This is a genomic window from Anabaenopsis elenkinii CCIBt3563 (assembly GCF_015245355.1).
GTDB classification, from domain to species: Bacteria; Cyanobacteriota; Cyanobacteriia; order Cyanobacteriales; family Nostocaceae; genus Anabaenopsis; species Anabaenopsis elenkinii.
In genome coordinates, this window is the sequence record NZ_CP063311.1 from 4201537 (window position 1) to 4223953 (window position 22417).

16 protein-coding genes and 1 pseudogene are annotated in these 22417 nt (G+C 43.0%); 14 read left to right on the forward strand and 3 right to left on the reverse strand.

Annotated elements, in window-relative coordinates:
- Window positions 1-43 precede the first annotated feature (43 nt).
- Window positions 44-1393 (forward strand): hemolysin family protein, encoded by a 1350-nt coding sequence (locus IM676_RS18475; protein WP_200988228.1) that lies wholly within the window; start codon window positions 44-46, stop codon window positions 1391-1393.
- Here the strand turns inward: IM676_RS18475 and queC are convergent.
- Window positions 1390-2070, reverse strand: a complete 681-nt coding sequence (queC, locus tag IM676_RS18480; RefSeq protein ID WP_200990279.1) for a 7-cyano-7-deazaguanine synthase QueC — start codon at window positions 2068-2070, stop codon at window positions 1390-1392. The genes IM676_RS18475 and queC overlap by 4 nt on opposite strands.
- Window positions 2071-2694: 624 nt before the next feature.
- Between queC and IM676_RS18485 the strand changes: the two genes are divergently transcribed.
- From IM676_RS18485 to IM676_RS18530, 9 genes are all read left to right on the forward strand, one after another.
- A complete protein-coding gene (locus tag IM676_RS18485) occupies window positions 2695-3774 on the forward strand; it encodes a Gfo/Idh/MocA family protein (RefSeq protein ID WP_200988229.1) in 1080 nt (359 codons plus the stop codon).
- 483 nt (window positions 3775-4257) lie between these two features.
- Window positions 4258-5403, forward strand: coding sequence for a ParM/StbA family protein (locus IM676_RS18490; RefSeq protein WP_200990280.1), 1146 nt, complete (start codon window positions 4258-4260; stop codon window positions 5401-5403).
- A gap of 5 nt (window positions 5404-5408) precedes the next feature.
- Complete coding sequence (locus IM676_RS18495; protein ID WP_200988230.1) at window positions 5409-5888, forward strand: plasmid segregation centromere-binding protein ParR; 480 nt, start codon at window positions 5409-5411, stop codon at window positions 5886-5888.
- Window positions 5889-6467: 579 nt separating this feature from the next.
- Entirely contained in the window at window positions 6468-7319 is an 852-nt protein-coding gene (locus tag IM676_RS18500) for an SDR family NAD(P)-dependent oxidoreductase (RefSeq protein ID WP_200988231.1), read from the forward strand.
- 264 nt (window positions 7320-7583) lie between these two features.
- Window positions 7584-9107, forward strand: a complete 1524-nt coding sequence (locus tag IM676_RS18505) for a glycosyl hydrolase family 57 (protein WP_200988232.1) — start codon at window positions 7584-7586, stop codon at window positions 9105-9107.
- Window positions 9108-9651: 544 nt separating this feature from the next.
- Window positions 9652-10704, forward strand: a complete 1053-nt coding sequence (locus tag IM676_RS18515; protein ID WP_200990281.1) for a permease — start codon at window positions 9652-9654, stop codon at window positions 10702-10704.
- A 68-nt stretch (window positions 10705-10772) separates the two neighbouring features.
- Complete coding sequence (locus IM676_RS18520) at window positions 10773-11540, forward strand: TIGR03943 family putative permease subunit (RefSeq protein ID WP_200988234.1); 768 nt, start codon at window positions 10773-10775, stop codon at window positions 11538-11540.
- 17 nt (window positions 11541-11557) lie between these two features.
- On the forward strand, window positions 11558-13051 hold the full coding sequence (locus IM676_RS18525) for a hypothetical protein (RefSeq protein WP_200988235.1): 1494 nt from the start codon (window positions 11558-11560) through the stop codon (window positions 13049-13051).
- 318 nt (window positions 13052-13369) lie between these two features.
- Window positions 13370-14800: a hypothetical protein gene (locus tag IM676_RS18530; RefSeq protein ID WP_200988236.1), complete on the forward strand. Its 1431-nt coding sequence runs from the start codon at window positions 13370-13372 to the stop codon at window positions 14798-14800.
- Window positions 14801-14880: 80 nt separating this feature from the next.
- On the opposite strand, the gene IM676_RS18535 is transcribed toward IM676_RS18530, so the two are convergent.
- On the reverse strand, window positions 14881-16995 hold the full coding sequence (locus IM676_RS18535) for an NAD(P)/FAD-dependent oxidoreductase (RefSeq protein WP_200990282.1): 2115 nt from the start codon (window positions 16993-16995) through the stop codon (window positions 14881-14883).
- 61 nt (window positions 16996-17056) lie between these two features.
- Here IM676_RS18535 and IM676_RS18540 point away from each other — a divergent pair.
- Window positions 17057-17320: pseudogene (locus IM676_RS18540) on the forward strand (zinc ribbon domain-containing protein); the annotation flags it as partial.
- Window positions 17321-17332: 12 nt separating this feature from the next.
- On the opposite strand, the gene cimA reads toward IM676_RS18540, so the two are convergent.
- On the reverse strand, window positions 17333-18958 hold the full coding sequence (cimA, locus tag IM676_RS18545) for a citramalate synthase (protein WP_200988237.1): 1626 nt from the start codon (window positions 18956-18958) through the stop codon (window positions 17333-17335).
- 74 nt (window positions 18959-19032) lie between these two features.
- Between cimA and IM676_RS18550 the strand changes: the two genes are divergently transcribed.
- The 3 genes from IM676_RS18550 (at window position 19033) to thiO (ending at window position 21846) form a co-directional block, all read left to right on the forward strand.
- Window positions 19033-19269, forward strand: coding sequence for a hypothetical protein (locus IM676_RS18550; RefSeq protein WP_200988238.1), 237 nt, complete (start codon window positions 19033-19035; stop codon window positions 19267-19269).
- 128 nt (window positions 19270-19397) lie between these two features.
- Window positions 19398-19784 carry a hypothetical protein gene (locus IM676_RS18555; protein WP_200988239.1) on the forward strand — a complete coding sequence of 129 codons (387 nt, stop codon included), beginning with the start codon at window positions 19398-19400 and terminating at the stop codon, window positions 19782-19784.
- A 94-nt stretch (window positions 19785-19878) separates the two neighbouring features.
- On the forward strand, window positions 19879-21846 hold the full coding sequence (gene thiO / locus IM676_RS20155) for a glycine oxidase ThiO (RefSeq protein ID WP_200988240.1): 1968 nt from the start codon (window positions 19879-19881) through the stop codon (window positions 21844-21846).
- Window positions 21847-22417: the final 571 nt, after the last annotated feature.

The following is a 22417-nucleotide window of genomic DNA, read 5'->3' on the forward strand; positions in this document are numbered from 1 at the left end:
TACCAAAATCGGGACATGACTTTTACACTATCTTACTTTGGGGGTGAGTCGTTTTTCTAGCTTAATTTCCACCGATGTGGGACTGAGATTGTTGACAGTGCTATTGCTGATCGCTATTAATGCCTTTTTTGTGACAGCAGAGTTTTCAATGGTGACAGTTAGGCGATCGCGTATTCATCAGCTGGTAAAAGCTGGTGATATTCCCGCCATGGCTGTGGAGGGACTACAACGTAGTATTGAAAGGTTATTATCTACAACTCAGTTAGGCATTACCCTTTCTAGTTTAGCCCTGGGATGGATTGGAGAAAGTTCCATTGTCATATTGGTGAAGTCATGGCTCAAATCCTGGCCTTTACCTATGGAAATGAGTAATTTTATCGCTCATTCTCTATCAATTCCTATTGCCTTTTTTTTGCTCGCCTATCTGCAAATTGTTTTGGGTGAACTATGTCCTAAATCAGTAGCTATTTTGTATTCAGAGGATTTGGCCAGATTTTTGGGGCCTTCCGTCAAAGCTATCGTCCGCTTTTTTAACCCCTTCATCTGGATTCTCAACCAGTCAACCCGGTTTTTGTTGCGGCTTTTTGGTATAGAATACACCGCTCAAACTTGGCGATCGCCTGTGACTCCAGAGGAATTACAGATCATCATCTCTACAGAAAAAGAATCAACTGGTTTACAGCTCGCAGAGCGACAATTACTGAATAATGTCTTTGAGTTCAGCGATGTCAAAGCTTTTGAAGTTATGACTCCCCGAACTGGTATTGTTGCTTTATCTCAAGATGCCACTTTTCAAAGGTTACTCGAAGAAATGCTCTCTACTGGTCACTCATGCTACCCCATGATAGGAGAATCTTTAGATGACATTCGCGGCATAGTTTATTTTAAAGATTTAGCAAAACCCTTGGCAATGGGGAAACTCACCCCAGAAACAAATATCCAACCTTGGATGCGTTACGCCCGCTTTGTACCCGAACAAACACCGTTGAGTGAACTATTACCCATGATGCAGCAAGAGAAGCCAGCCATCGTCATAGTAGTCAATGAGTTTGGCGGTACCGCAGGGTTGGTGACCCTTCAAGATGTCATTGCCGAAATTATTGGTAATGCAGGGGAACCGGACGAGATGGATGACTTGTTGGTGGAAATGTTAGAAAATCAAACATTTTTGGTGCAAGCTCAAGTTAACCTCGAAGACCTCAACGAAGTTTTACATCTCAATTTACCCCTCACAAAGGAATACCAGACACTGGGCGGTTTTGTACTGTATCAACTTCAAAAAATCCCCGTACCAGGCGAAACTTTCTGCTATGAAAATCTCGAATTTACTATAGTTTCCACCTTCGGACCACGCTTGCATCAAATTCAAGTGCGACGCTTGGACTCTAATTAAGCTTCAGCATAAGTTAATGGGTCTTTCAACCCTAATTCGGCAAAAGCCGCTAGCCTTAAACGACAAGAATCACAAACACCGCAAGCTACATCACTCCCTCCATAGCAAGACCAAGTTAGCTCCCAGGGAACTCCCAGTTGATTCCCAAGTTGGATGATTTCGGTCTTTTTTAAATCAATTAGAGGGGCAACAATTTCAATAGGGTTACCTTCACGCCCTTGTTTGGTTCCTAGTTGAAATACTTTCTGCATCGCCTGGATATAGTCGGGACGACAATCTGGATATCCTGAGTAGTCTAAGGCATTAACACCAATGTAGACCCTTTGGGCTGCGATCGCTTCCCCATACCCCAGGGCAAAGCTTAAAAAAATCGTATTACGTGCAGGCACGTAGGTAACTGGAATTTTTTGCGACATTTCTTCGAGCGATCGCTCTTGGGGTAAATTAATGGTGTCATCTGTCAGTGCTGAACCGCCCCATTGTCGTAAATCAAAATTGACTACTTGATGTTTGACTACTCCAGCTGTTTGAGCAATGCGGAAGGCTGAGTCCAACTCTCGCCGATGTCGCTGCTGGTAATCGAAAGAAATCGGGTGACATTCATAACCATCAGCTTTGGCTTGATACAAAACTGTGGCAGAGTCTAATCCTCCAGACAATAAAATTACAGCTTTCATCTGAGTTTCAACTTTTAGATTTTCCATTGCTAAATCACACTTACATAAAATTCCAGAAATAATTTGAAAGTCCTGGTTAAGGCATCTTGGTCAATTTTTTACTATTTTCACCACAGCCAAACAAATATCTACACCAAATCCTGACAAAAGTTAGACACCTCAATATGTAGAAAGTATAGATAATTGTGCAACAATTATTGGAGTGTTTCAGCCGCAGCCATCCCCCAAAACATACTCATAGTTAAGGTTTAAGTGGTTTTTTGCAAATTTCTGTATTGTTGATCACAAAACAATATTATTTTTGAATCATCCTTAATTAAAGATAGATCCCGCTAATTAATTACTCCCGGGTTTTTATAACTTATTACTTATATCTTCATTGGTTTATCAAGTCAACAAAAAGACATATCATATTTTATGTTAGTAACAAAAGATTGATCAATTCACACCTGAATATACAAGCAAAAGGCAAATGTTGGAACTGATGACAAACTTTGAAATTCTTCATAAATGTATCCTCCATGTTACCATCTGGATGGTTTTCAACAGATCATAACTGATCTTAAAGTATAAAAAATAACGGCGTTATCGCCTCTAGATTTGGTGGTTGAGGAGAGAATAATAGTGCAAGATAGCATGTCAGTGGCAGAACCTTCATATACACAGCGGAATCAAACAAAACCAATTCGCGTAGGCGTAATTGGAGTGGGTAACATGGGACAACATCATGCCCGTATACTGAGTTCAATGAAAGATGTTGAATTCGTTGGTGTGTCAGATATTAATGTTGAACGAGGTTTAGAAACAGCTAGTAAATACAAGGGACATTTTTTTGAAGATTACTGTGACCTCCTACCCCATGTAGAAGCAGTGTGTATCGCTGTTCCCACCCGCCTGCATTACGCAGTAGGTATCAACTGTTTGTTGGCCGGAATTCATGTTTTAATTGAAAAGCCAATTGCTGCGAGCATTTCTGAGGCTGAATCCCTAGTAAATGCTGCGGCTGATTCTCGGTGTATTCTGCAAGTGGGTCATATTGAGCGTTTCAATCCAGCCTTTCAAGAACTAAGTAAAGTCTTGAAAACAGAAAAGTTGCTGGCGCTAGAAGCCCATCGCATGAGTCCTTACTCAGACCGCGCCAATGATGTTTCGGTGGTGCTGGATTTGATGATCCACGACATTGACCTGTTATTAGAACTAGCTGGTTCTCCAGTGGTGAAGCTAACTGCTAGCGGTACTCCTTCTGTGAATTCTGGCTATTTAGATTATGTCACTGCCACCCTGGGGTTTGCCAATGGTATTGTTGCCACTTTAACTGCCAGTAAGGTTACTCACCGGAAAATCCGCCGCATAGTGGCTCATTGCCAAAATTCATTTACAGAAGCAGATTTTCTCAAAAATGAAATTTTAATTCACCGACAAACTAATAACAATAGTCTGACCGACCATAGACAAGTGCTGTACAAGCAGGATGGTTTAATTGAGAAAGTTTACACCACTAACGTCCAACCTCTTAGTGCGGAACTAGAGCATTTTATCAATTGCGTCCACGGTGGTAATCAACCTTCCGTAGGTGGTGAACAAGCTCTGAAAGCTCTGAGGTTGGCAAGTTTAATTGAGCAAATGGCATTAGAAGATCGGGTTTTAAATCCATTAGATTGGGAATCTCACACACGAGTACAGTCGTTAACCCCAACCGTTTAAAACAGCAACGGGCATGAGATATGGGGCATAGGAAAACACACTCTCCCCCGATCTTTGTGCCCTCCCTGGGAAACCAACAAGGAAAACTCACCTAGTAACACTAGCTTTTAATCGTCTACCTGACTAGAATACAACCAGTAATTTTTCAAAATGAATGAAACTAAAGTTAGGCTTTTGACTACTCAAAGCCAATCCACCAAAGACCAAGCAAGGAAGTCAGTTTGATTCATATCACTATTCTCTAGTTGACCCATTTATCTGCTACTATCCAGAAAAGTTGTTGAGGAAAAATGTCGAGAAAACTATAGCTGACAATGAATTATGGGAATTGACTAACTCGACCCGGCACGGAGATCAGGAAAACACTGATTTCATAGGCAAGGTAGCAGAGCAATGTTAATTGCTCGCTCTATACTACAAGTTCGCACATTCATTTCTGTTACTCAGGCATTAGCAAAATTTAAATCAGGATTAGGAGCTTTCATGACAGACCAACCTTCCGCAGCTACCCCAATGAATGCCGCCGCCATACCTTTAAATAAGGTGTCAGCCTCTACCCCGATGAATACTAACCCCCCTGCTAATAGGTCAGGTGTTAGCGGCAAAAATATTCTCAGTGTTGATTTAGGTAGAACTTCTACTAAAACTTGTATCAACCGTGAACCAGTCGATGTGGCGTTCATCCCTGCCAACGTTAAGAAAATGTCCATGGAAGAGGTTAAAAGTGGCGTTTTTGAAGCCAAGGCTACTGACCCTCTCATGGATTTATGGCTGGAATATCAAGGTAATGGATATGCTGTTGGTCAGCTAGCAGCAGACTTTGGGGCGAACTTAGGTGTTGGCCAATCTAAAGTAGAAGATGCACTAGTCAAGGTGTTGTCCTGTGCCGGCTACTTTAAACTAAAAGATGAAATCTCCGTTGTCATGGGACTGCCTTTCCTTTCTTTAGAACAATTTGAAAAGGAAAAAGCTCAGTTGATTAGTCAGGTCACTGGACCTCATGTCATGAACTTCCGAGGGGAATCTATATCTCTCAATATTACCAAGGTTTGGGTCATGCCAGAAGGATATGGCAGCCTACTCTGGTCTGAAGCTCAACCTAAGACAGGGGCTAGGGTTCCAGATTTCACCAAAATCTCGGTCGCAATTGTTGATATCGGACATCAAACCATTGATATGTTAATGGTAGATAACTTCCGTTTTGCCCGCGCTGCTTCTCAAAGCGAAGAATTTGGTATGAACAAGTTCTATGAAATGGTAGCCGCTGAAATAGAAGGATCTGATAGTCAATCTTTAGCCCTGATTTCCGCTGTCAACAAACCCAAAGGTGAACGCTTCTATCGTCCTAAAGGTGCCAGCAAGCCCACTAACCTGGATGATTTTCTCCCTAACCTTATAGAAATGTTTTCTCGAGATATTTGTCAACGTGTGTTAGCTTGGTTACCAGAGCGGGTCACTGATGTGATTATCACTGGAGGCGGTGGTGAATTTTTCTGGGACGACGTTCAACGTTTACTTAAGGAAGCCCAAATTAATGCCCATTTATCTGCTCCTTCCCGCCAGGCTAATAGCTTGGGGCAATACATTTATGGAGAGGCACAATTGTCCGCTCGAGCTGCTAGGTCTTAAAACTGATGTTCCAATGGCCAAAAAAGGTAGTAAAATCAGTCACATTCAACCCATCGGTTGCCGATGAAAGCCTGTTAGCAGTTGTAGAGGATTATCTGGAAAAATTGCCTGATAAAACTTTTAGTGACATCTGTAAGCAAGCTCTATGGCAATCTTTGTGTATACCGGAGACTGTAAAACCTAGTCCTAAAACAGTAGCAACAGATTCGCTAGAAAAAAAAATCGATGAGTTGCAACGTCAAGTGGCTGACCTAGAGGAACGTTTTTTCGCAAAACAATCTCATCGCTTGGAGACTATAGAACGCAATATGTTGCAACTTACGCAACAAATAGCATATGTGGTCAATATGCGTAGGGAGGTATCAATGGTTGAGTCTCCAAATACACAAGATATATCAGTATCATATACTACTGATGATGATCAACCAGCTGAAGAGGTTGATCCCCTGATCAGCCGCTTTAGTGAGATTTTAGATGAATTTTAACTAATTTACTCTCATTTCCCTCGGCTCTATAGCCAAGGTCAGTTAAGGAGTCAAAAGCCAAACACTCGCGAGTGTTTTATTTTTTAATAAAACACTCGCGAGTGTTTTATTAAAAAAAACACTTTTATACTTATTTTCACTGTAAATTACTCAGTCTGCGAACTACCCTTGACCAAATTTGGATGTTAATCCTCAAGTATTGAAAAAAACTTATTGATTCAGAATTACCAATATATACTTTTCTTGAAGAATTATTAAGAAATTCTTATTAAAAAATATTGCAATAACTTGATTAAGTTGCTACTGTGTGTATGGCAACAACGCTGATGAACGCTCTGAGATTTAGGAGAGAAAAACCTATGAGCTATATTCATTCCGGCAATTGTGTGAAATTTTGATTGTCAATCTGACTGAAAACCCAGGTATTTGTGCCTTTTAGTCCAGGAATATTTCGTTGCCACAAGCTTATTTACCAACGACTGATTATTTGTCTTACCTTGTCCAAGCTAGTAGCTCTGATTGTGTCTATCGGCAATCACTAAGACTAGGGTGAGACACCAATTTTGGAGGTCATAACCGATGAATATTCAAGGCAAAGTCGCTCTGATTACTGGGGCTTCCCGTGGTATTGGTAGGGCGATCGCTCTGGCCCTAGCCCAACAAGGTATCAAGCGTTTGATATTAGTGGCACGCGATCGCCAAAAATTAACCGCGGTCGCTCACCAAATCGAAGCAATGGGCGTAGAAACCACAATCTTGTGCATCGATTTAACAAAAACAATTGAAGTTAATATTGCCGTTGCCCAATTCTGGCGCAACTATGGCCCAATTCATCTCCTGGTTAATTGTGCCGGCGTAGCATATCAAACCTCATTTTTACAGACCAAACTACCCCAGGTTCAAGAAGAACTCTCGGTGAATTTATTGGGAATGTACAACCTCACCAGCCTTATAGCCCGGCGGATGGTCAGCCAAAAACAAGGAACAATCGTTAATGTGTCAAGTTTAATGGGGAAAGTAGCAGCACCGACAATGGCCACTTACTCAGCTACCAAGTTTGCCATCTTAGGATTTACCCAAGCCTTGCGTCGGGAATTGGCAGAACACAACATCCGAGTCCTCGCCTTATTACCTTCCCTCACAGACACAGATATGGTGCGAGACTTAAATTTATTTCGCTGGGTAATCCCCATGAGTTCCGAAGCAGTAGCACAAGTACTCATCTCTGGATTGCAAAAAGATACACCAGAAATTTTAGTAGGCTGGCAAAGTCATTTAGCCGTGTGGTGTCAACGCTTCGCCCCTTGGTTACTAGAGATAATTTTACAAATTGCCACTCCGCCAAACTTAACAAAACCACAGCCTCCGGCAAAACCGAGTTTCATGACCAAAATTTATCGTTTTAGCGATTTATTATGGTCAAAAACATAAATTATCTCTCCAGTTAAATTCTCACAATTTGATACTGCGGTCAATAAATTTTACCTTTCAGATAAAAAGGGCAACATTCCCAAAAATAGAACCTATTGACCGCAATTCGCGCTCATTTACCCCAAGCTCACCAATAATTCCTATTTTCGGCACAAGAGCAACAAACTTTATAACCGACTCAAACAAAAAGATGGGAATATCTTTGTAAGACCGCACCGATGATAATTAGCGCCTTGTTGCCCATCTCGTAGTTGTTCATAGAAAATGAAATTGCCTACCACACTTACTTCAGTGCCGGAAATCATAGACGACTTACCGAATATTTCTGGTTGGGAAACAGAAGTCTTCTCTGTAGTTAACCATGATGCGCCTGTATTTTTACCCTCAACAAATATCCGCTTAGAGGATGTAAATGCAGTCTTTGCGATCGCCCTACATATGCACCAGCCAACCATACCAGCTGGACCCGATGGCGGATTAATCAGCAATCTGCAATATATGTTTGAACATTCTCACGAAGGGGACAACCATAACGCCGCAGCTTTTGCCTATTGTTACAGCCGTATGGGGGACATGATCCCCGAACTTGTCCATCAAGGTTGCAATCCCCGTGTGATGTTGGATTACTCTGGTAATCTTTTGTGGGGACTCAGACAAATGGGACGTAAGGATATTTTGGATAATCTCAAACGAATCACCTGCAATCCCACCTATCAACCTTATGTAGAATGGCTCGGGACAATGTGGGGTCATGCTGTCATTCCTTCCACACCCATACCCGATATTAAATTGCATATCCTGGCATGGCAACATCACTTTGCTGCCATCTTTGGCTGGCCAGCATTAGCAAGAGTCAAAGGATTTTCCCCCCCAGAAATGCACCTACCAAATCACCCGGATACTTTATTTGCATTTGTCAAAGCTCTCAAGGAATGTGGCTATCGTTGGTTACTTGTACAAGAACATTCTGTAGAAACAATTAGCGGTGAATCTATCACCCATAAGCACTTACCACATCGTCTGATAGCCCGCAATTCTCAAGGTGAAACAATTAGTATTACAGCCCTGATTAAAACCCAAGGTTCAGATACCAAATTAGTGGCTCAGATGCAGCCTTACTATGAAGCCAAAACTTTAGCTAAACAACAAGTAGCAAATATCATAATACCACCAATAGTCAGCCAAATTGGCGATGGTGAAAATGGTGGTGTGATGATGAATGAATTTCCTAGTGCTTTCAAACAAGCTTGGAAAGATATGGTAAATCAAGGAGGAGGTAAATCTGGGGTTGTTGGGGTCTGTGGTACAGAATACTTAGAATTATTAGCGGCCGCTGGTTGTCAAACCAAAGACTATCCCACCTGTCAGCCACTAGGACAACATCAAATTTGGCAGCGAGTTTCACCTGAAAACTGCAAACCTGATGGCTGGCGTGGCGTAGCCATAGCTGTAGAAATTGCCATTCAAGAATTAAAGCAAATCAATCCTAACTTTCACATGGATGGAGCCTCATGGACTAATCATATTAGTTGGGTAACAGGATATGAAAATGTGCTCTCACCCATGCATAAATTAAGCAGTTTATTTCATCAAAAGGTTGAGAATATATTGCCCACTAATTCAGTGGAATACCGTCATCTCCTTTTACATAACCTTTTGCTACAAACGAGCTGTTTTCGCTACTGGGGACAAGGTTCATGGACAGACTATGCGCGCAATATTTACCAAAGGGGAGAAAACTTGGTGCAAATGCTCTGTGACTCTCATAATTCAACCGACTTGGTTTGACACTCCCGTTGTGTAAAGCCTACCGTTAATTTCATGTGGTTAAGGTAGACAAAGGCGGGTATCACTTGTACTGACTTTGTGGAAGTATACCCACCACACAAGAGTTTTACAAGGATTTGAAGTAATTTAATTTTTTGTGTGTACACCGCAGCTCTTTCAAGGATGCAAGATATTAACCCGGAATATTTAAACAATGAACAGTTTATGAAATTTCAGGTAAGATAACATCCTGAGCCAGTAGCTCAAGCCAAGTATAAACATAAGTCCATCAAATCTCACTCTGCTAGATATTTATTCCCCCAAACTCGGAACAATTTCAGCAAGCGGACAATCTGACTATCAGCCAGGATCAGTAAATGCACACAGTTCAACAAAACTATCCACCACTCCCTAGCCTTCATCATCCCTTAAGGGTAACTAGAAACAAAACACTAGTTTCCTGTTCCCATCAGTTTGAGTTACCCATAGATGCTTTTGATCCCCATCCCGATAGAATGGTTAAACATAACCTCAAAACTTTCCAACGCTTTTGACTGCCACACCCATGAATCAACTGAACAATGGTTTCACTATATTTCTGAGTTTGCTAGTCGAGGCGATGCCGTTTTTGCTGTTTGGAGTTTTATTCTCCAGTATGCTGCTGATTTTTATCGATGAGCGGCAATTAGTAGCCAGAATGCCTAAAAATCCTGTACTGGGTGCTTTAGCAGGTAGTCTCATCGGTTTTATGTTTCCCGTATGTGAGTGCGGTAATGTCCCCGTAGCTCGGCGGTTGCTGATGCAAGGAGTACCCACACCCGTGGCTATTGGTTTTTTGCTAGCAGCACCAACGATCAACCCTATTGTGATTTGGGCAACTTGGCTAGCCTTTCGAGACCAGCCAGAAATAGTAGTTTTACGAGTGGTATTTTCTCTATTAATTGCCGTAATTATTGGCCTGGTTTTCAGTTTCCAAAAAGATATCAATCCCCTTGTTCAGCCAGCGATCGCTCGTTATCTCAAATTTAACCCACCCCAGCATTCAGAAACTAAACTCCCAGATGGAGGTGACGCAAAACCAAGCAGAGTAACCACTACATTCAAATCTGGGACTTATATTTTAGGAGGAAAAGCAGGACTGACCATAAGGTTAGATCCTAACTTATTACAGTCTACTAACCCAGCTCAGGTGAGTTCTGGTAAATCTGTGATGGATAAACTAGGCCTGGTTTTGGATAATGTCATCCAAGAATTGCGAGAACTAGGCGGCGTGATGGTTTTAGGTAGCGCGATCGCCGCTTCTGTGCAAGTATTTGCTCCCCGTGAATTAATCCTCAGCCTCGGTGCAGGACACGTTAGCTCAATTGTCGTCATGCTGATATTAGCGGCAGTTGTATCCATCTGTTCCACCGTGGATTCATTTTTCGCTCTGTCTTTTGCTTCGGCTTTTAGTAGTGGTTCCTTATTGGCATTTTTGGTGTTTGGCCCTATGGTTGACATTAAAAGTGTGGGATTAATGCTAACTGTTTTTAATCCCAAAACTATATTCTACTTATTTGCTTTAGCGGCACAATTGACATTTGTGTTCACCCTGTTCATCAACTTATATGTGCTTTAAACCTTGTGCTTGACTTAGTCGTCAGCAAGCTTGTTTACTCGGCTGCACTGACTCATCAATGCTGAAAAATGCCTAAAAAAACCAAAATTCCTCTGCAAAATATCTTATTCCCCTGGCTAGATGCGTTGGCGATCACCAGTTGGGGTATTTTGATGCTGCAATACTGGCTATCAGGTAAATTGTACTTGTTAATTCACCCCAATTTCTTTGGTTTAGTAATTGGTTGTGGTATCGCCTTGCTGCTCCTTGGTTTTTTAAAGATGCGAGACATTTGGCGAAAACGCCGCATGGCTAATACATCTAACATTCAGCACATGAACTTATTTCCCCCTGGTGCTGGTAGTGCTTTATTATTAACAGTTGCGATTTTGGGTTTAATGATTACACCCCGGGTTTTTGCGAGCGACACCGCCATTCAGCTGGGTGTGACTGATTTACTATCCACCGGGCGAGTTCAACCCCAGTCCTTTCGCCCTTCTATTCGCCCAGAAGATCGCTCGCTTGTGGATTGGGCCCGGACACTTAACGTTTACCCAGAACCAGATTCATATACAGGTCAAAAAGCCAAAGTTCAAGGATTTGTCGTTCATCCACCTGACATAGGAGAAAACTATATTTTTCTGGCGCGATTTGTAATTACTTGTTGTGCAGCAGATGCCTATCCTGTAGGATTGGCAGTCAAACTACCAGAAAATCAAGAGCGCTATCCCCCTGACACTTGGCTGGAAGTAGAAGGACAAATGATCACAGAAACTCTCGCTGGTAAACGTAACCTAACTATTGCTGCTACTTCCATTCAAGAAATTCCCCAACCTCGGAATCCTTATAGTTATTAATACTTAATCACTGAAAAATGGCTACATCCAAGACATTGATCCAACCACTAGATCGCGTGGCGATCGCAATGATGCTGCTACTGAGTCTCCTGATTGGATTCATGATACTTAAAGGTGATGTGGTGTCAGCTAGTGTCCGGGAATTTAGTTGGCAAAATCGACAAATTGGAGCGGATGATATTGCCTTCAGTCTCAACTTTAGCCGACCTATGGATGTTGAAAGCGTCGAGGAAAACTTGAGAATTGAACCCCCCCTAGCAGGTAAAATTAGTTGGGCAGGTCGGCGCATGGTTTATACACTCATGACACCCGCACCCTATGGGACAAATTATCAAGTGCGATTGCAGGATGCCAGAGATCGGTTTACTATACAAGACGGTAAAAATAGCCTCATCCAGCCCTTTGTCGGTAACTTTAGATCCCGCGATCGCGTGATTATTTACATAGGAGCTGATGTAGAAAATCAAGGTCAGTTAGTTCTTTACAACTTAACCCAAGAGAAAAAAAACATACTTACCCCCAAAGACCTGATTGTGATGGACTTTAAGCCATTTCCAGATGGGGAAAAAATTGTATTTTCGGCTCGCACCAAGAATAACCAAGACCTACTTTCGGCTCAGTTATATACTGTATCCACAGGTATTTCCGCACAACCTGAAACACCAGCAAAACCACCAGGTAGAATAGACCTGCTCTTAGACAATAAGCAATATCAAAACCTCAAATTTGACTTATCGCCAGATGGCAAAACAATTGTGGTTCAACGCGGGAACAAAAATAATCCCAGCGATTTTGGGTTATGGTTTATGCCCAGCACTAGCAATACTAGGCAAAGACCCACTCCCCAACCTCTCAAAACTGAACCAGGGGGAGACTTTATGATCACTCCTGATAGTCAAGCCGTCGCAGTTGCCCAAGGTCAAGGCGCGGCAATTTTACCTATCCAAAATGATGCCAGCAAACCTCTGGACTACCTGCCACAGTTTGGGTTGGTGCGGTCTTTTTCCAAAGATGGTTCTCAAGCGGCAATGGTAAAATTCAATACAGACTATACAAGAGACTTATTTTTGGTAACCAATCAAGGCATTCAGAAACCCTTGTTAAAAACCACAGGTTCTATTCACAACTGCCAATTTGACCCAGCTTCACCAACTCTCTATTGCTTGCTGACACAGCTCGTATCTGATGAAGAATATATAGAACAGCCTTATGTAGTCGCAATTGACCTGACAACCGGGGGAAAAAAACCACTATTATTACTACCCACCGAACAGCGAAACGTGCAAATGAGTTTAGCACCGGATGGGTTAGCCTTGCTCTTTGATCAAGTCACACCACAAACAAATCCTATGCCATTATCTGCAAATGTACTCAAGACACAAGATGGAGAAGCCATAGCTACTAGCAGCCTGTGGTTAATGCCGTTGTTACCCATTGATAAGACCTCACAAACCACAATCAAACCAGAAAAATTACCTTTAGTAGGATTTCATCCCCGTTGGCTACCTTAATATATCAAATCAAAGAAATACATAAATATTGACAAAAGTCAAGTAAATCAAAATCATTTCTCAAAATCTGTTATCAACCCTGTATATTGGTAGTATTGACACTAAAATTTGCCTTGAATCTGATAGCTTTTGTAGCCTAGCCATAGGTAATATTTTCCTCATCCTGCCCTGATAGCTGGCGTGGTTTAGCCATAGGAACCCTAACCCTGAAGTACTCCATGGAATCCCTCAAGTTTGACATTCGCGAAACCTATAGCTGGCTTGGCCTAGCCATAGAAGCGAACCAATCCATTTTATTCAATTGTACCTCCTGACAATATGGCAAATACACAATTGCATATCCTCACACCTGCGGTAGAAGCAAAGCCAGAAGTACACAATCCTGACTCCCAGACCAGTAAAAACCCGTCAAACTGGGTGGATATGTCTAAAAGTCAACAAGAAATAATTGTCGATAGTGAAAATGTGGAGAAGTTGCATGTAATCTCTCTAGAGACATTGAATGAAAAATTACGAGCAGCAAATAATGACTTGTATCAGCAAATAGAACATCTCAAAGATCAGCTGGCCGAATCACAGAAGGCTTTACAGTGGCAGAAAAGGCGTTCTAGTGTCGCTGAGTCAATGCTCAACCAAAACACCCAAGAACTGGCCGCAGCCCAACAACAAATTCAATCTCTATTCCAAGAGTTAGAAACAGCCGTACAAACTATTCAACGCCAGCAAAACTATATTGAAACTTATCAAGCAGAATTACACATTAGCCAACAGCGCCTGGCTAAGTTGGAGCGAGAATGTGCGCTGCTGCAAACTAACTATAACGAACAGTCCCAACAGGTATTCCAGTCAGAAAATGCTTGTCGAGAGCTACGTAGTCGGCTCATGCGACAACAACGCCAGACCCTGCAATTCAAAGCCGCTCTGGAAAAATGCCTAGAGAAGCCCGGAGTCAATGATTCCTCAGACCATACACCCAACCACCAAACGAGATTTTCCCGCAAGGCTCGGTCTTTGTTACCTAATCTCCAGCCTATTCAACCCTGGTCAGCAGAATCAGAATCTTTTACCGACCAATTTGGTTCTGGTGGAAATCAATCTATAGACCCCTGTACCACTACATCAGCCTCACCTCCATCTAGGAGTGATAATTCTCCACCAATTCAGCAAGACACCGCCACTCCCTCTCTAGAAGAACCGTTACCCACACCAGCTGCTTCACTTGAAGACTCTCCCACTACATCGGAAAGTGTTTCATCTGTAGACTCATCAAAGTTAGATAATCAATTGGAGAGTCTCATCCAATTGTTTTTTACCGGCGGTTCCCCATCCACCTCACCACCCCCTGCTGAAATTCATCTAGACAGCAATCAAACTGTAGCATCTAAGGGGGAGAGTCTTGGAACGACTGGAGAAAATGATCGCTCCGAGCTCCCCCCAAAGGAAAATCGACAATTGGAAATACCTCCAACACCAGAACATTCTCCAGATTCCTACACTTTGCCTGATAGCTCCCCTAGCCAACCTATAGAATGGGAACAATATTTGTTAGAAAACTCACGATTTTATCAAACTGATTCTACCTCCGATAATTTCACGGAGGAGGTAAACCAGAGGAAATCACCTATGGCGAGCCGACAGGAGCTATCACCGGTAGTTTCTCCCCCGGGGTCTCCAAAGGGGCGTAGGTCTTTATCCTCAATAGAACTACCTAATTTTCGCCCGGAACATAAAAATAATCACCATCATTGATACTTAAGATTTCCCAGTTTCAAAAGCCCCCTACCTCCTGCTCCCTTCCCCTGTCGGTTTCCATGGCTTTGCTGTTGAAGCTACATAATGTTTGCTTCTGATTTGGGAATAATGCCCTCTGAATTATCGACTGTTACTTGATTTTGTGTTCCCGTTTTACCAGCAGCAATGGCGTAGTTAATCACTAACAGCCGGAACCACAATGCAGGATAGCGTGATTCCAGCCAAGATTGACTTTGCAGCAAGAACTGCGGTAACCACCTACTCAGTAAAGCACTAACTAAGGAATGAACACTAAAATTAAAATAATTACCCACCCACCGGACTAGATCCCTCAATCCAGCTAGTTCCCAAATCCATAACAGTAGGGCTGGATTTTTGCGAGCTGCTTTGAGTGCTAAGTGGTTGAAAGTCCACCAATCACATTTATCTTTGATGAAATTATCTGCTATCTGTGGTGGTTCATCTGCTAACAGCCCAAAGAAGGTGTTCAGCATGGAGTTAATCCGTTGGGGGGGCAAAAATTTACCCGTGGGAACCATCATTCCCTTAGAAAATAGCCACGTTATAGCAACATTACTTTGGTAGGCGCGAATTCTGTTTAAATGGCGGAAACTGAGCAAGTCATACTTGAGGGCTGTATCTAACAGTGTGGTTAAACGATTTAAGTTGCGAATTAAGGAACCAAAACCCGTGAACACCAGAGGAGACTGGAGGGATGCGGCATCACCAATAGCAACTAATCGATCAAAGGCAATGGTGCGATCGCTGCTTCCTATACTAAAATGTCCCGGTATATATCCAAATGTCGGCTTTTTCCACTCTAGTTTATCTAGGTCACAGCGGCGATACTCTGGCAAGATGCTGAAAAAGTCTTCATACATTTCCAGCAAGGAACCAGGGTTAGATTCATTGACTTCATGGTAATGAAATAAATAAATTGTCAATTCGTCGCCCAATCCCGGAAATAATTCCCAGATTAACTGCCTTCCCCTAGAAATATCTCCATGGCTGTAAAGCACATCGCCATATTGGGAATCCCAAACCCCTGGGTCAAATCCCCCGGAAATTACCGCTCCCACCGTCGGGCATACGCTGTCAAAAGCACGACCACCATTTAATTGCCAAGCTATGGGGGAGGCTGTGCCCATGGCATCAATTAATAATCGCCCCGTGAGTTGCTGCTGATGTTGATTCCGTAAATCCTTGACTGTAATCACAACTTGTGTTTGGTCAATATCAGCACGTATGAACTCTGTTTCATCCCAAATTGCACCGCCTGCATCTCGCAACTTTTCTCCGCATATCCGCAGTAATTTATCAGAGTCTAGAGCTATATTCAATACCTTAGGTGTATGTAAGATAGGCGATCGCAATTTTGGGGGATTATTGCCATCAAAAAATTTATTGAATCCGTCTTTGTATTCCCGCACAATTAAAGTTTCTAACTCAGCCGGCGTTAGCAAACCCAAATGAATTAAGCTCTCAAGTTCATCACGAGAAATATTCCATTCTCGATTCATCCGCCCAAAAGGTAACCGTTCCACCAGCAATACCTTATACCCTAATTTGGCCATGACAGCAGCATGAATTACCCCTAATGCGCCGCCGATGTAGATTAAGTCATAGATAGGGGACGAAGACGATCTTACTCCCTGCAGCTCTGGCAATCCGCTAAAAACTACCTGTCGGGGTTTTTGAGGATTACGTACTCCTTCCCGCCATCTTTGCTCCCACCAATAGGCACGATTGAGATCATATTCGCCATTGGGCATACGCTGAAAATATTTAACTGTCAGGGGGTAAGAGCTGGCTAGTGCCTGAAAAATCGAGGTTTTACCATCAATATGAGGAAGTTCAGGATATTTATGGGGAAATTTTTCCCGAATTTGATTAGTCAGACTTTGCAAAATTTCTTTTTGTGCGATTGCAACTCCATAGGGCGGCTGATTTTCCCAGCGAAACACTTTCAGATAAGTAGTTCGCTGTACTGACCAGATAAATACAGAAAGTTCCGCCGGTATTTTTTGCAGATCTTCCCCTGGTGGATTTTTATTGATTGTCGGTATTTTCCAGCGGAAACCATCAGGGGTAAGCAATTTTTCCCCACAACCTGGCTCAAAATCACTGTGCAACCAACTTAGTACAAGGCTGCTATCGGGTGTGGGAATTTCTAAATAAAGTATTTCTGTGATCATTGTTTGTTGACATCTGGTGTTGACTTCTTCCCCGGTTGAAACCCAGGGGATTCTAAGCAGATTAGCTATTGCAGTAGGACTACATTACACAAGCCAAAAATGTAGTAATTGTGGTCGGATTGTAAAAAAATCCCTATCAACTCGCTCCCATGTTTGTGTTTGTGGATGCGAATTATATAGAGATACAAATGCAGTAACTAATATTTTAAATCTTGCAAGACTTGCTAGGGATGGGCAGTCCCAAAGTAATGAGCTCTGGAGTCGCAACCTCCACCAACTCAGCAAGTTACGACGTAGATTACCCCAATCCCAGTACCTTTAGGTTAACGGAGTGTCAAAAATCCTTCACCCTAACTTTGACCTGATGTAACAACAAACCATATTCTAATCCCTCTACCACTGCTTGATAGGATGCTGCCAAAATGTTAGGTGAGACTCCTATAGTAGTCCAACGTTCATAACCAGTGCCTGACTCTACCAACACACGTGTTTTAGCTGCAGTACCTGTATGTCCGTTGAGAATCCTCACTTTATAATCGGTCAATTCAAAAGTGGCAATTTGGGGATAAAAGTTGACCAAAGCTTTGCGTAAAGCCGTATCCAACGCTGCTACTGGTCCGTTACCTTCTGCTGCTTCCAAAATGTTTTCCCCATTCACAGCTATTTTGACCGTCGCCAGAGCATTGTTAGTTTCTTTACCTTCGACTAAATCACAATGTACTTGAAAGCCTTTGACCTCAAAGAATTGCTGACGATTACCTAAGGCCTCGTACATCAACAGCGCAAAACTTGCCTCTGCTGCTTCAAATTGGTATCCTTGACTTTCTAATTCCTTGAGGCGTTGCAGAATTTGTCGAGCCGCTGGTTGGTCTTTATCTAGTTCAATGCCAAAAGTGCGAGCTTTGGCTAACACATTACTCAACCCAGATTGTTCAGAAATTACTATGCGGCGACGGTTACCAACTTGTTCTGGTCGAATGTGTTCGTAAGTCACAGGATTACGTTCTACAGCTGACACGTGGATACCACCTTTGTGTGCAAAAGCTGAACTACCCACAAAGGGCGCGTGGTCATCGGGGGCAAGGTTTACCACTTCACTCACAAAACGACTGACTTCTGTAAGTTGATTTAGCTGGTGTTGTGGGATACAACTATAACCCAGCTTGAGTTGTAGATTGGGAATTAACTCACACAGGTTAGCATTACCACAACGTTCACCGTAGCCGTTAATTGTTCCCTGTACCATTCTTGCCCCTGCCATGACAGCGGCTAAGGCATTAGCTACTGCTGTACCGGAATCATTATGAGTGTGGATGCCAAGGGGGATTGGTTGTTGACTAGTGAGTAATGAAAAATGACTAATAACTGATGTGACGATTTGGCTAATTTCCTGGGGTAAAGTGCCGCCATTGGTATCACACAGAACTAGCCATTGGGCGCCAGATGCGATCGCAGTTTCTAATGTCTGTAAAGCATAATCTGGATTGTGCTTGTAGCCATCAAACCAGTGTTCTGCATCATAAATCACCTGTCGCCCTTGATAACAAAGGTACTCAATAGTATCACGAATCATGGCGAGGTTTTCTGCTAAAGTCGTCTTGAGACCCGCTGTAACGTGTAAATCCCAAGATTTACCAAAAACTGTCACCCAACGAGTCCCCGCATTGAGAATTGGTTCGAGCAGGCTTTCAGTCTTAGCAGTGCTATGAGGGCGGCGTGTGGAACAAAAAGCCACAACTTCTGCTGTTTGCAGCGGATATTCCCGCAGTTGCCAGAAGAATTCAACATCCTTGGGATTGGCACCGGGCCAACCGCCTTCGATGAAGGGAACTCCCATCTGGTCGAGTCTACGGGCAATACGTATCTTATCTTCTATGGAAAGTGATAGACCTTCGCGCTGAGTGCCATCTCGTAGCGTGGTGTCATATAGCCAAAGTTGAGGTGAGGGGTCTGTGGTCATAAAACTGCGACTTGAGAGACAACGAGTAAGGTATGTGTCAACATACAACAAAAAGCAAATTTGGGAATTAAAGTATGCCCAAGGTTAAGCTTCAAGGTAGGACAATTGAATTTTACGGGATAGCTACATTAGCTCGAATTTTGCTCCTCAAGGCTATTGACCTCTACAATGCCAGTGCTAAGGTAATCACTGGTGGGAGAGTTCCCATCCGTGGTACTGTGTGCAGTCAACGTAGAAGGTCAGGAGGCGGCTTGATGTTTTTGGCTTCCACCCAGGACACAACCTACCTCCCCATTGTCGGTGCAACTTAACTGCGCTTTGAAAGGTCACTATGAGCTAATGGAGGATGTAAAATTCATAAAACTCGTGCTTATTCCATTGGGTCTTCAAATCCTATGGACACCAGAAGGTTAGGTAAAAAAAGGAGATAAAGATTAAGATGGGTAGATGGACTCCACTAATTCTTATGGGCGGAGGTTTAGCAATTTTGGTTGGTACATTTTTGGGTATCAACTTTCCCATAGGTGGACAAGAAACCGCCACTAATGATGTTCCTGATGGCAGAACATCCAGAGTACTCCCTGCTAATATTAATGTTAATAGCTCTTCTCCTAGCAGGAGCACAAGTGACGACAGACCCACTCCTAGCAGGGGTGACGTTGCTCAGGATAGCTTTTCTCCCCCTCCCAGGGGTAGCGTTTCCAGAAATAATGATTCATCTTCAACTTCTGATACTGTATCAAGTACCAGAAGTGCAGGAATCCAGTCAAGTACTCCCGCCTCCCGCACTACCACAAGTCAGCGACCTATTCGAGCTTTGTGGTAAATCTAGAGAGTGTTTCGCCGTGATGAGAGTATGATGGTTTAGTTATGAGTTATTAGTTATGTACTAATTGTAAATAGCTAATGATAAATGACTAATGACTAGTGACGTTTTAATTATTGGTGGCGGTGCCATTGGCTTAAGCCTGTCCGTGGAACTAAAATTGCGCGGAGCCTCAGTTACCTTGCTTTGCCGTGATTTTCAGGCTGCATCTACCCAGGCTGCAGCCGGGATGTTAGCACCAGATGCAGAAAATATCGCCAATGAAGCAATGCGTTTGTTGTGTCGGCGATCGCGTGCCTTATATCCAGAATGGACGGATAAACTCGAACAATTAACTGGTTTAAATACTGGTTATTGGCCTTGTGGGATATTAGCACCAGTTTATGATGCCTTGGGAATAACCACCCATCAGTCTCCATACTGGCTAGATCAAGCAGCAATTCACCAATATCAGTCAGGACTGACACCAGAAGTAGTTGGTGGTTGGTGGTATCCTGAGGATGGACAAGTTGATAATCGTGCTTTGGCACATATACTGTGGACAGCAGCCCAGTCCCTTGGTGTTCAACTCAAAGACCAAGTGAAAGTCGAAGCATTTTTACAACAGCAGGGTGAAGTTATTGGGGTACGAACCAATATGGGGATAATTCGTGCAGCCCATTATGTGTTAGCTACAGGTGCATGGTCTTCTGAATTATTACCATTACCTGTGCGTCCTCGCAAAGGGCAAATGCTGAGGGTGGGAGTACCGGAATTTATCCCAGAATTGCCACTAACACGGGTTTTGTTCGGAGATAAGATTTACATTGTACCGAGGCGAAACCGTTCTATCATCATTGGGGCAACCAGTGAAGATGTCGGCTTTACGCCCCACAATACCCCCGCAGGTATTCAAACCTTACTCCAACAAGCCATTAGACTGTATCCCCAATTACAAGATTATCCCATCCAGGAATACTGGTGGGGATTTCGTCCCGCTACACCTGATGAGTTACCTATTTTAGGGGGTAGCCACTGTCAAAATTTAACTTTGGCTACAGGTCATTATCGTAATGGCATACTACTTGCACCCATCACCGCCGCATTAATTGCTGATTTGATATGTCACCAAAAATCTGATCCGATATTGTCTAATTTCCACTATTCGCGCTTTCATAGCCAGTCATCTACCTTTACTCCCATGTTTACCCACCCAGCTAACTTCTCTCAGGTCAGTCATTCTCCGAGTTCACCACCAGCTATTGAACATCAGACCAATGGCCGCTCTACAGATTCACCATTGGTCATCGCCGGTAAAACTTTTCAATCCCGCTTGATGACGGGAACGGGTAAGTATGGCAGCATTCCAGAAATGCAGCAGAGTATTCTAGCTAGTGGTTGTCAAATTGTCACAGTGGCAGTCAGACGGGTGCAAACTCAAGCCCCTGGACATGAAGGTTTAGCCGCAGCTCTGGATTGGACAAAAATCTGGATGTTGCCTAATACTGCAGGTTGTGAAACCGCAGAGGAAGCTATTCGCGTGGCTCGTTTAGGACGGGAAATGGCGAAACTCTTGGGACAGGAAGATAACAATTTTGTGAAATTAGAAGTCATTCCTGACCCTAAATATTTACTTCCCGATCCTATTGGCACCCTACAAGCGGCTGAACAGCTAGTTAAAGAAGGTTTTGCTGTACTACCCTACATCAATGCTGACCCCATGTTAGCCCAGCGTCTCGAAGATGTGGGTTGTGCTACAGTTATGCCTTTAGCGTCTCCCATCGGTTCGGGACAAGGGCTGAAAACAACGGCTAATATTCAAATTATCATTGAAAATGCCCGGATACCAGTAGTGGTAGATGCGGGCATTGGTTCACCATCAGAAGCAGCCCAGGCCATGGAATTAGGTGCAGATGCTTTATTAATTAATAGTGCGATCGCTCTTTCCCAAAATCCCCCAGCCATGGCTCAAGCGATGAATTTAGCAACAGTAGCGGGGCGTTTAGCATATCTGGCGGGCAGAATGCCCCTGAAAACCTACGCTAGTGCTAGTTCACCTCTCACAGGAACAATTACTAATTAGGGATTGACTTCTCCCCTGGATAGAATCACAGGGGATTCTAAACTGATGTTGCTACGCGGTCTGAAGACACGCTACGCAAAGTTTACGATATTATTTATTTAAAAATTTTAATAAATAATATCGTTGTGGCACAGTCAAAATGCCCTACCCACCTCGGCTAAAAATAAATCTAGCTGTGTGGCTACTTAAGGAAAACATCTTTTGGGTTTTTCACCATATTTGTGGATGCTTTTTTATCCTAACTAATCAGAAATGCCTTGTAAATAAGTTTTTTGTAGTCAGGATACGACAGGGTAAATCCTGTTGAGTCGCTTTTCATCCCCTCGCTAAAGCGCAGGGGTTCTCACGCTCCCACTATATTTTGATAGGGGGTTCAAGATGATCTTGAACCCGTGACACAATCCCACACTGATGCGGGGGTACAGTGTGGGCTTTTCAGGGATTCCCTACTACTGATGCCCCAGAGTAAAGTTAAATAATATAAAAAAAACTCGTGTAACGATTTGTATATTAATAGGAGAGCGGAATATAGGGTTTATGTAACATAAAACGAATAAAAGATCATGATTCA

Bases quoted from the DNA above. Each gene is read 5' to 3' on its own strand.
- queC (WP_200990279.1), bottom strand. From the start codon at position 2,070: ATGAAAGCTGTAATTTTATTGTCTGGAGGATTAGACTCTGCCACAGTT.
- IM676_RS18490 (WP_200990280.1), top strand. From the start codon at position 4,258: ATGACAGACCAACCTTCCGCAGCTACCCCAATGAATGCCGCCGCCATA.
- IM676_RS18495 (WP_200988230.1), top strand. From the start codon at position 5,409: ATGTTCCAATGGCCAAAAAAGGTAGTAAAATCAGTCACATTCAACCCA.
- IM676_RS18500 (WP_200988231.1), top strand. From the start codon at position 6,468: ATGAATATTCAAGGCAAAGTCGCTCTGATTACTGGGGCTTCCCGTGGT.
- IM676_RS18505 (WP_200988232.1), top strand. From the start codon at position 7,584: ATGAAATTGCCTACCACACTTACTTCAGTGCCGGAAATCATAGACGAC.
- IM676_RS18515 (WP_200990281.1), top strand. From the start codon at position 9,652: ATGAATCAACTGAACAATGGTTTCACTATATTTCTGAGTTTGCTAGTC.
- IM676_RS18520 (WP_200988234.1), top strand. From the start codon at position 10,773: ATGCCTAAAAAAACCAAAATTCCTCTGCAAAATATCTTATTCCCCTGG.
- IM676_RS18525 (WP_200988235.1), top strand. From the start codon at position 11,558: ATGGCTACATCCAAGACATTGATCCAACCACTAGATCGCGTGGCGATC.
- IM676_RS18530 (WP_200988236.1), top strand. From the start codon at position 13,370: ATGGCAAATACACAATTGCATATCCTCACACCTGCGGTAGAAGCAAAG.
- cimA (WP_200988237.1), bottom strand. From the start codon at position 18,958: ATGACCACAGACCCCTCACCTCAACTTTGGCTATATGACACCACGCTA.
- IM676_RS18550 (WP_200988238.1), top strand. From the start codon at position 19,033: ATGCCCAAGGTTAAGCTTCAAGGTAGGACAATTGAATTTTACGGGATA.
- IM676_RS18555 (WP_200988239.1), top strand. From the start codon at position 19,398: ATGGGTAGATGGACTCCACTAATTCTTATGGGCGGAGGTTTAGCAATT.
- thiO (WP_200988240.1), top strand. From the start codon at position 19,879: ATGACTAGTGACGTTTTAATTATTGGTGGCGGTGCCATTGGCTTAAGC.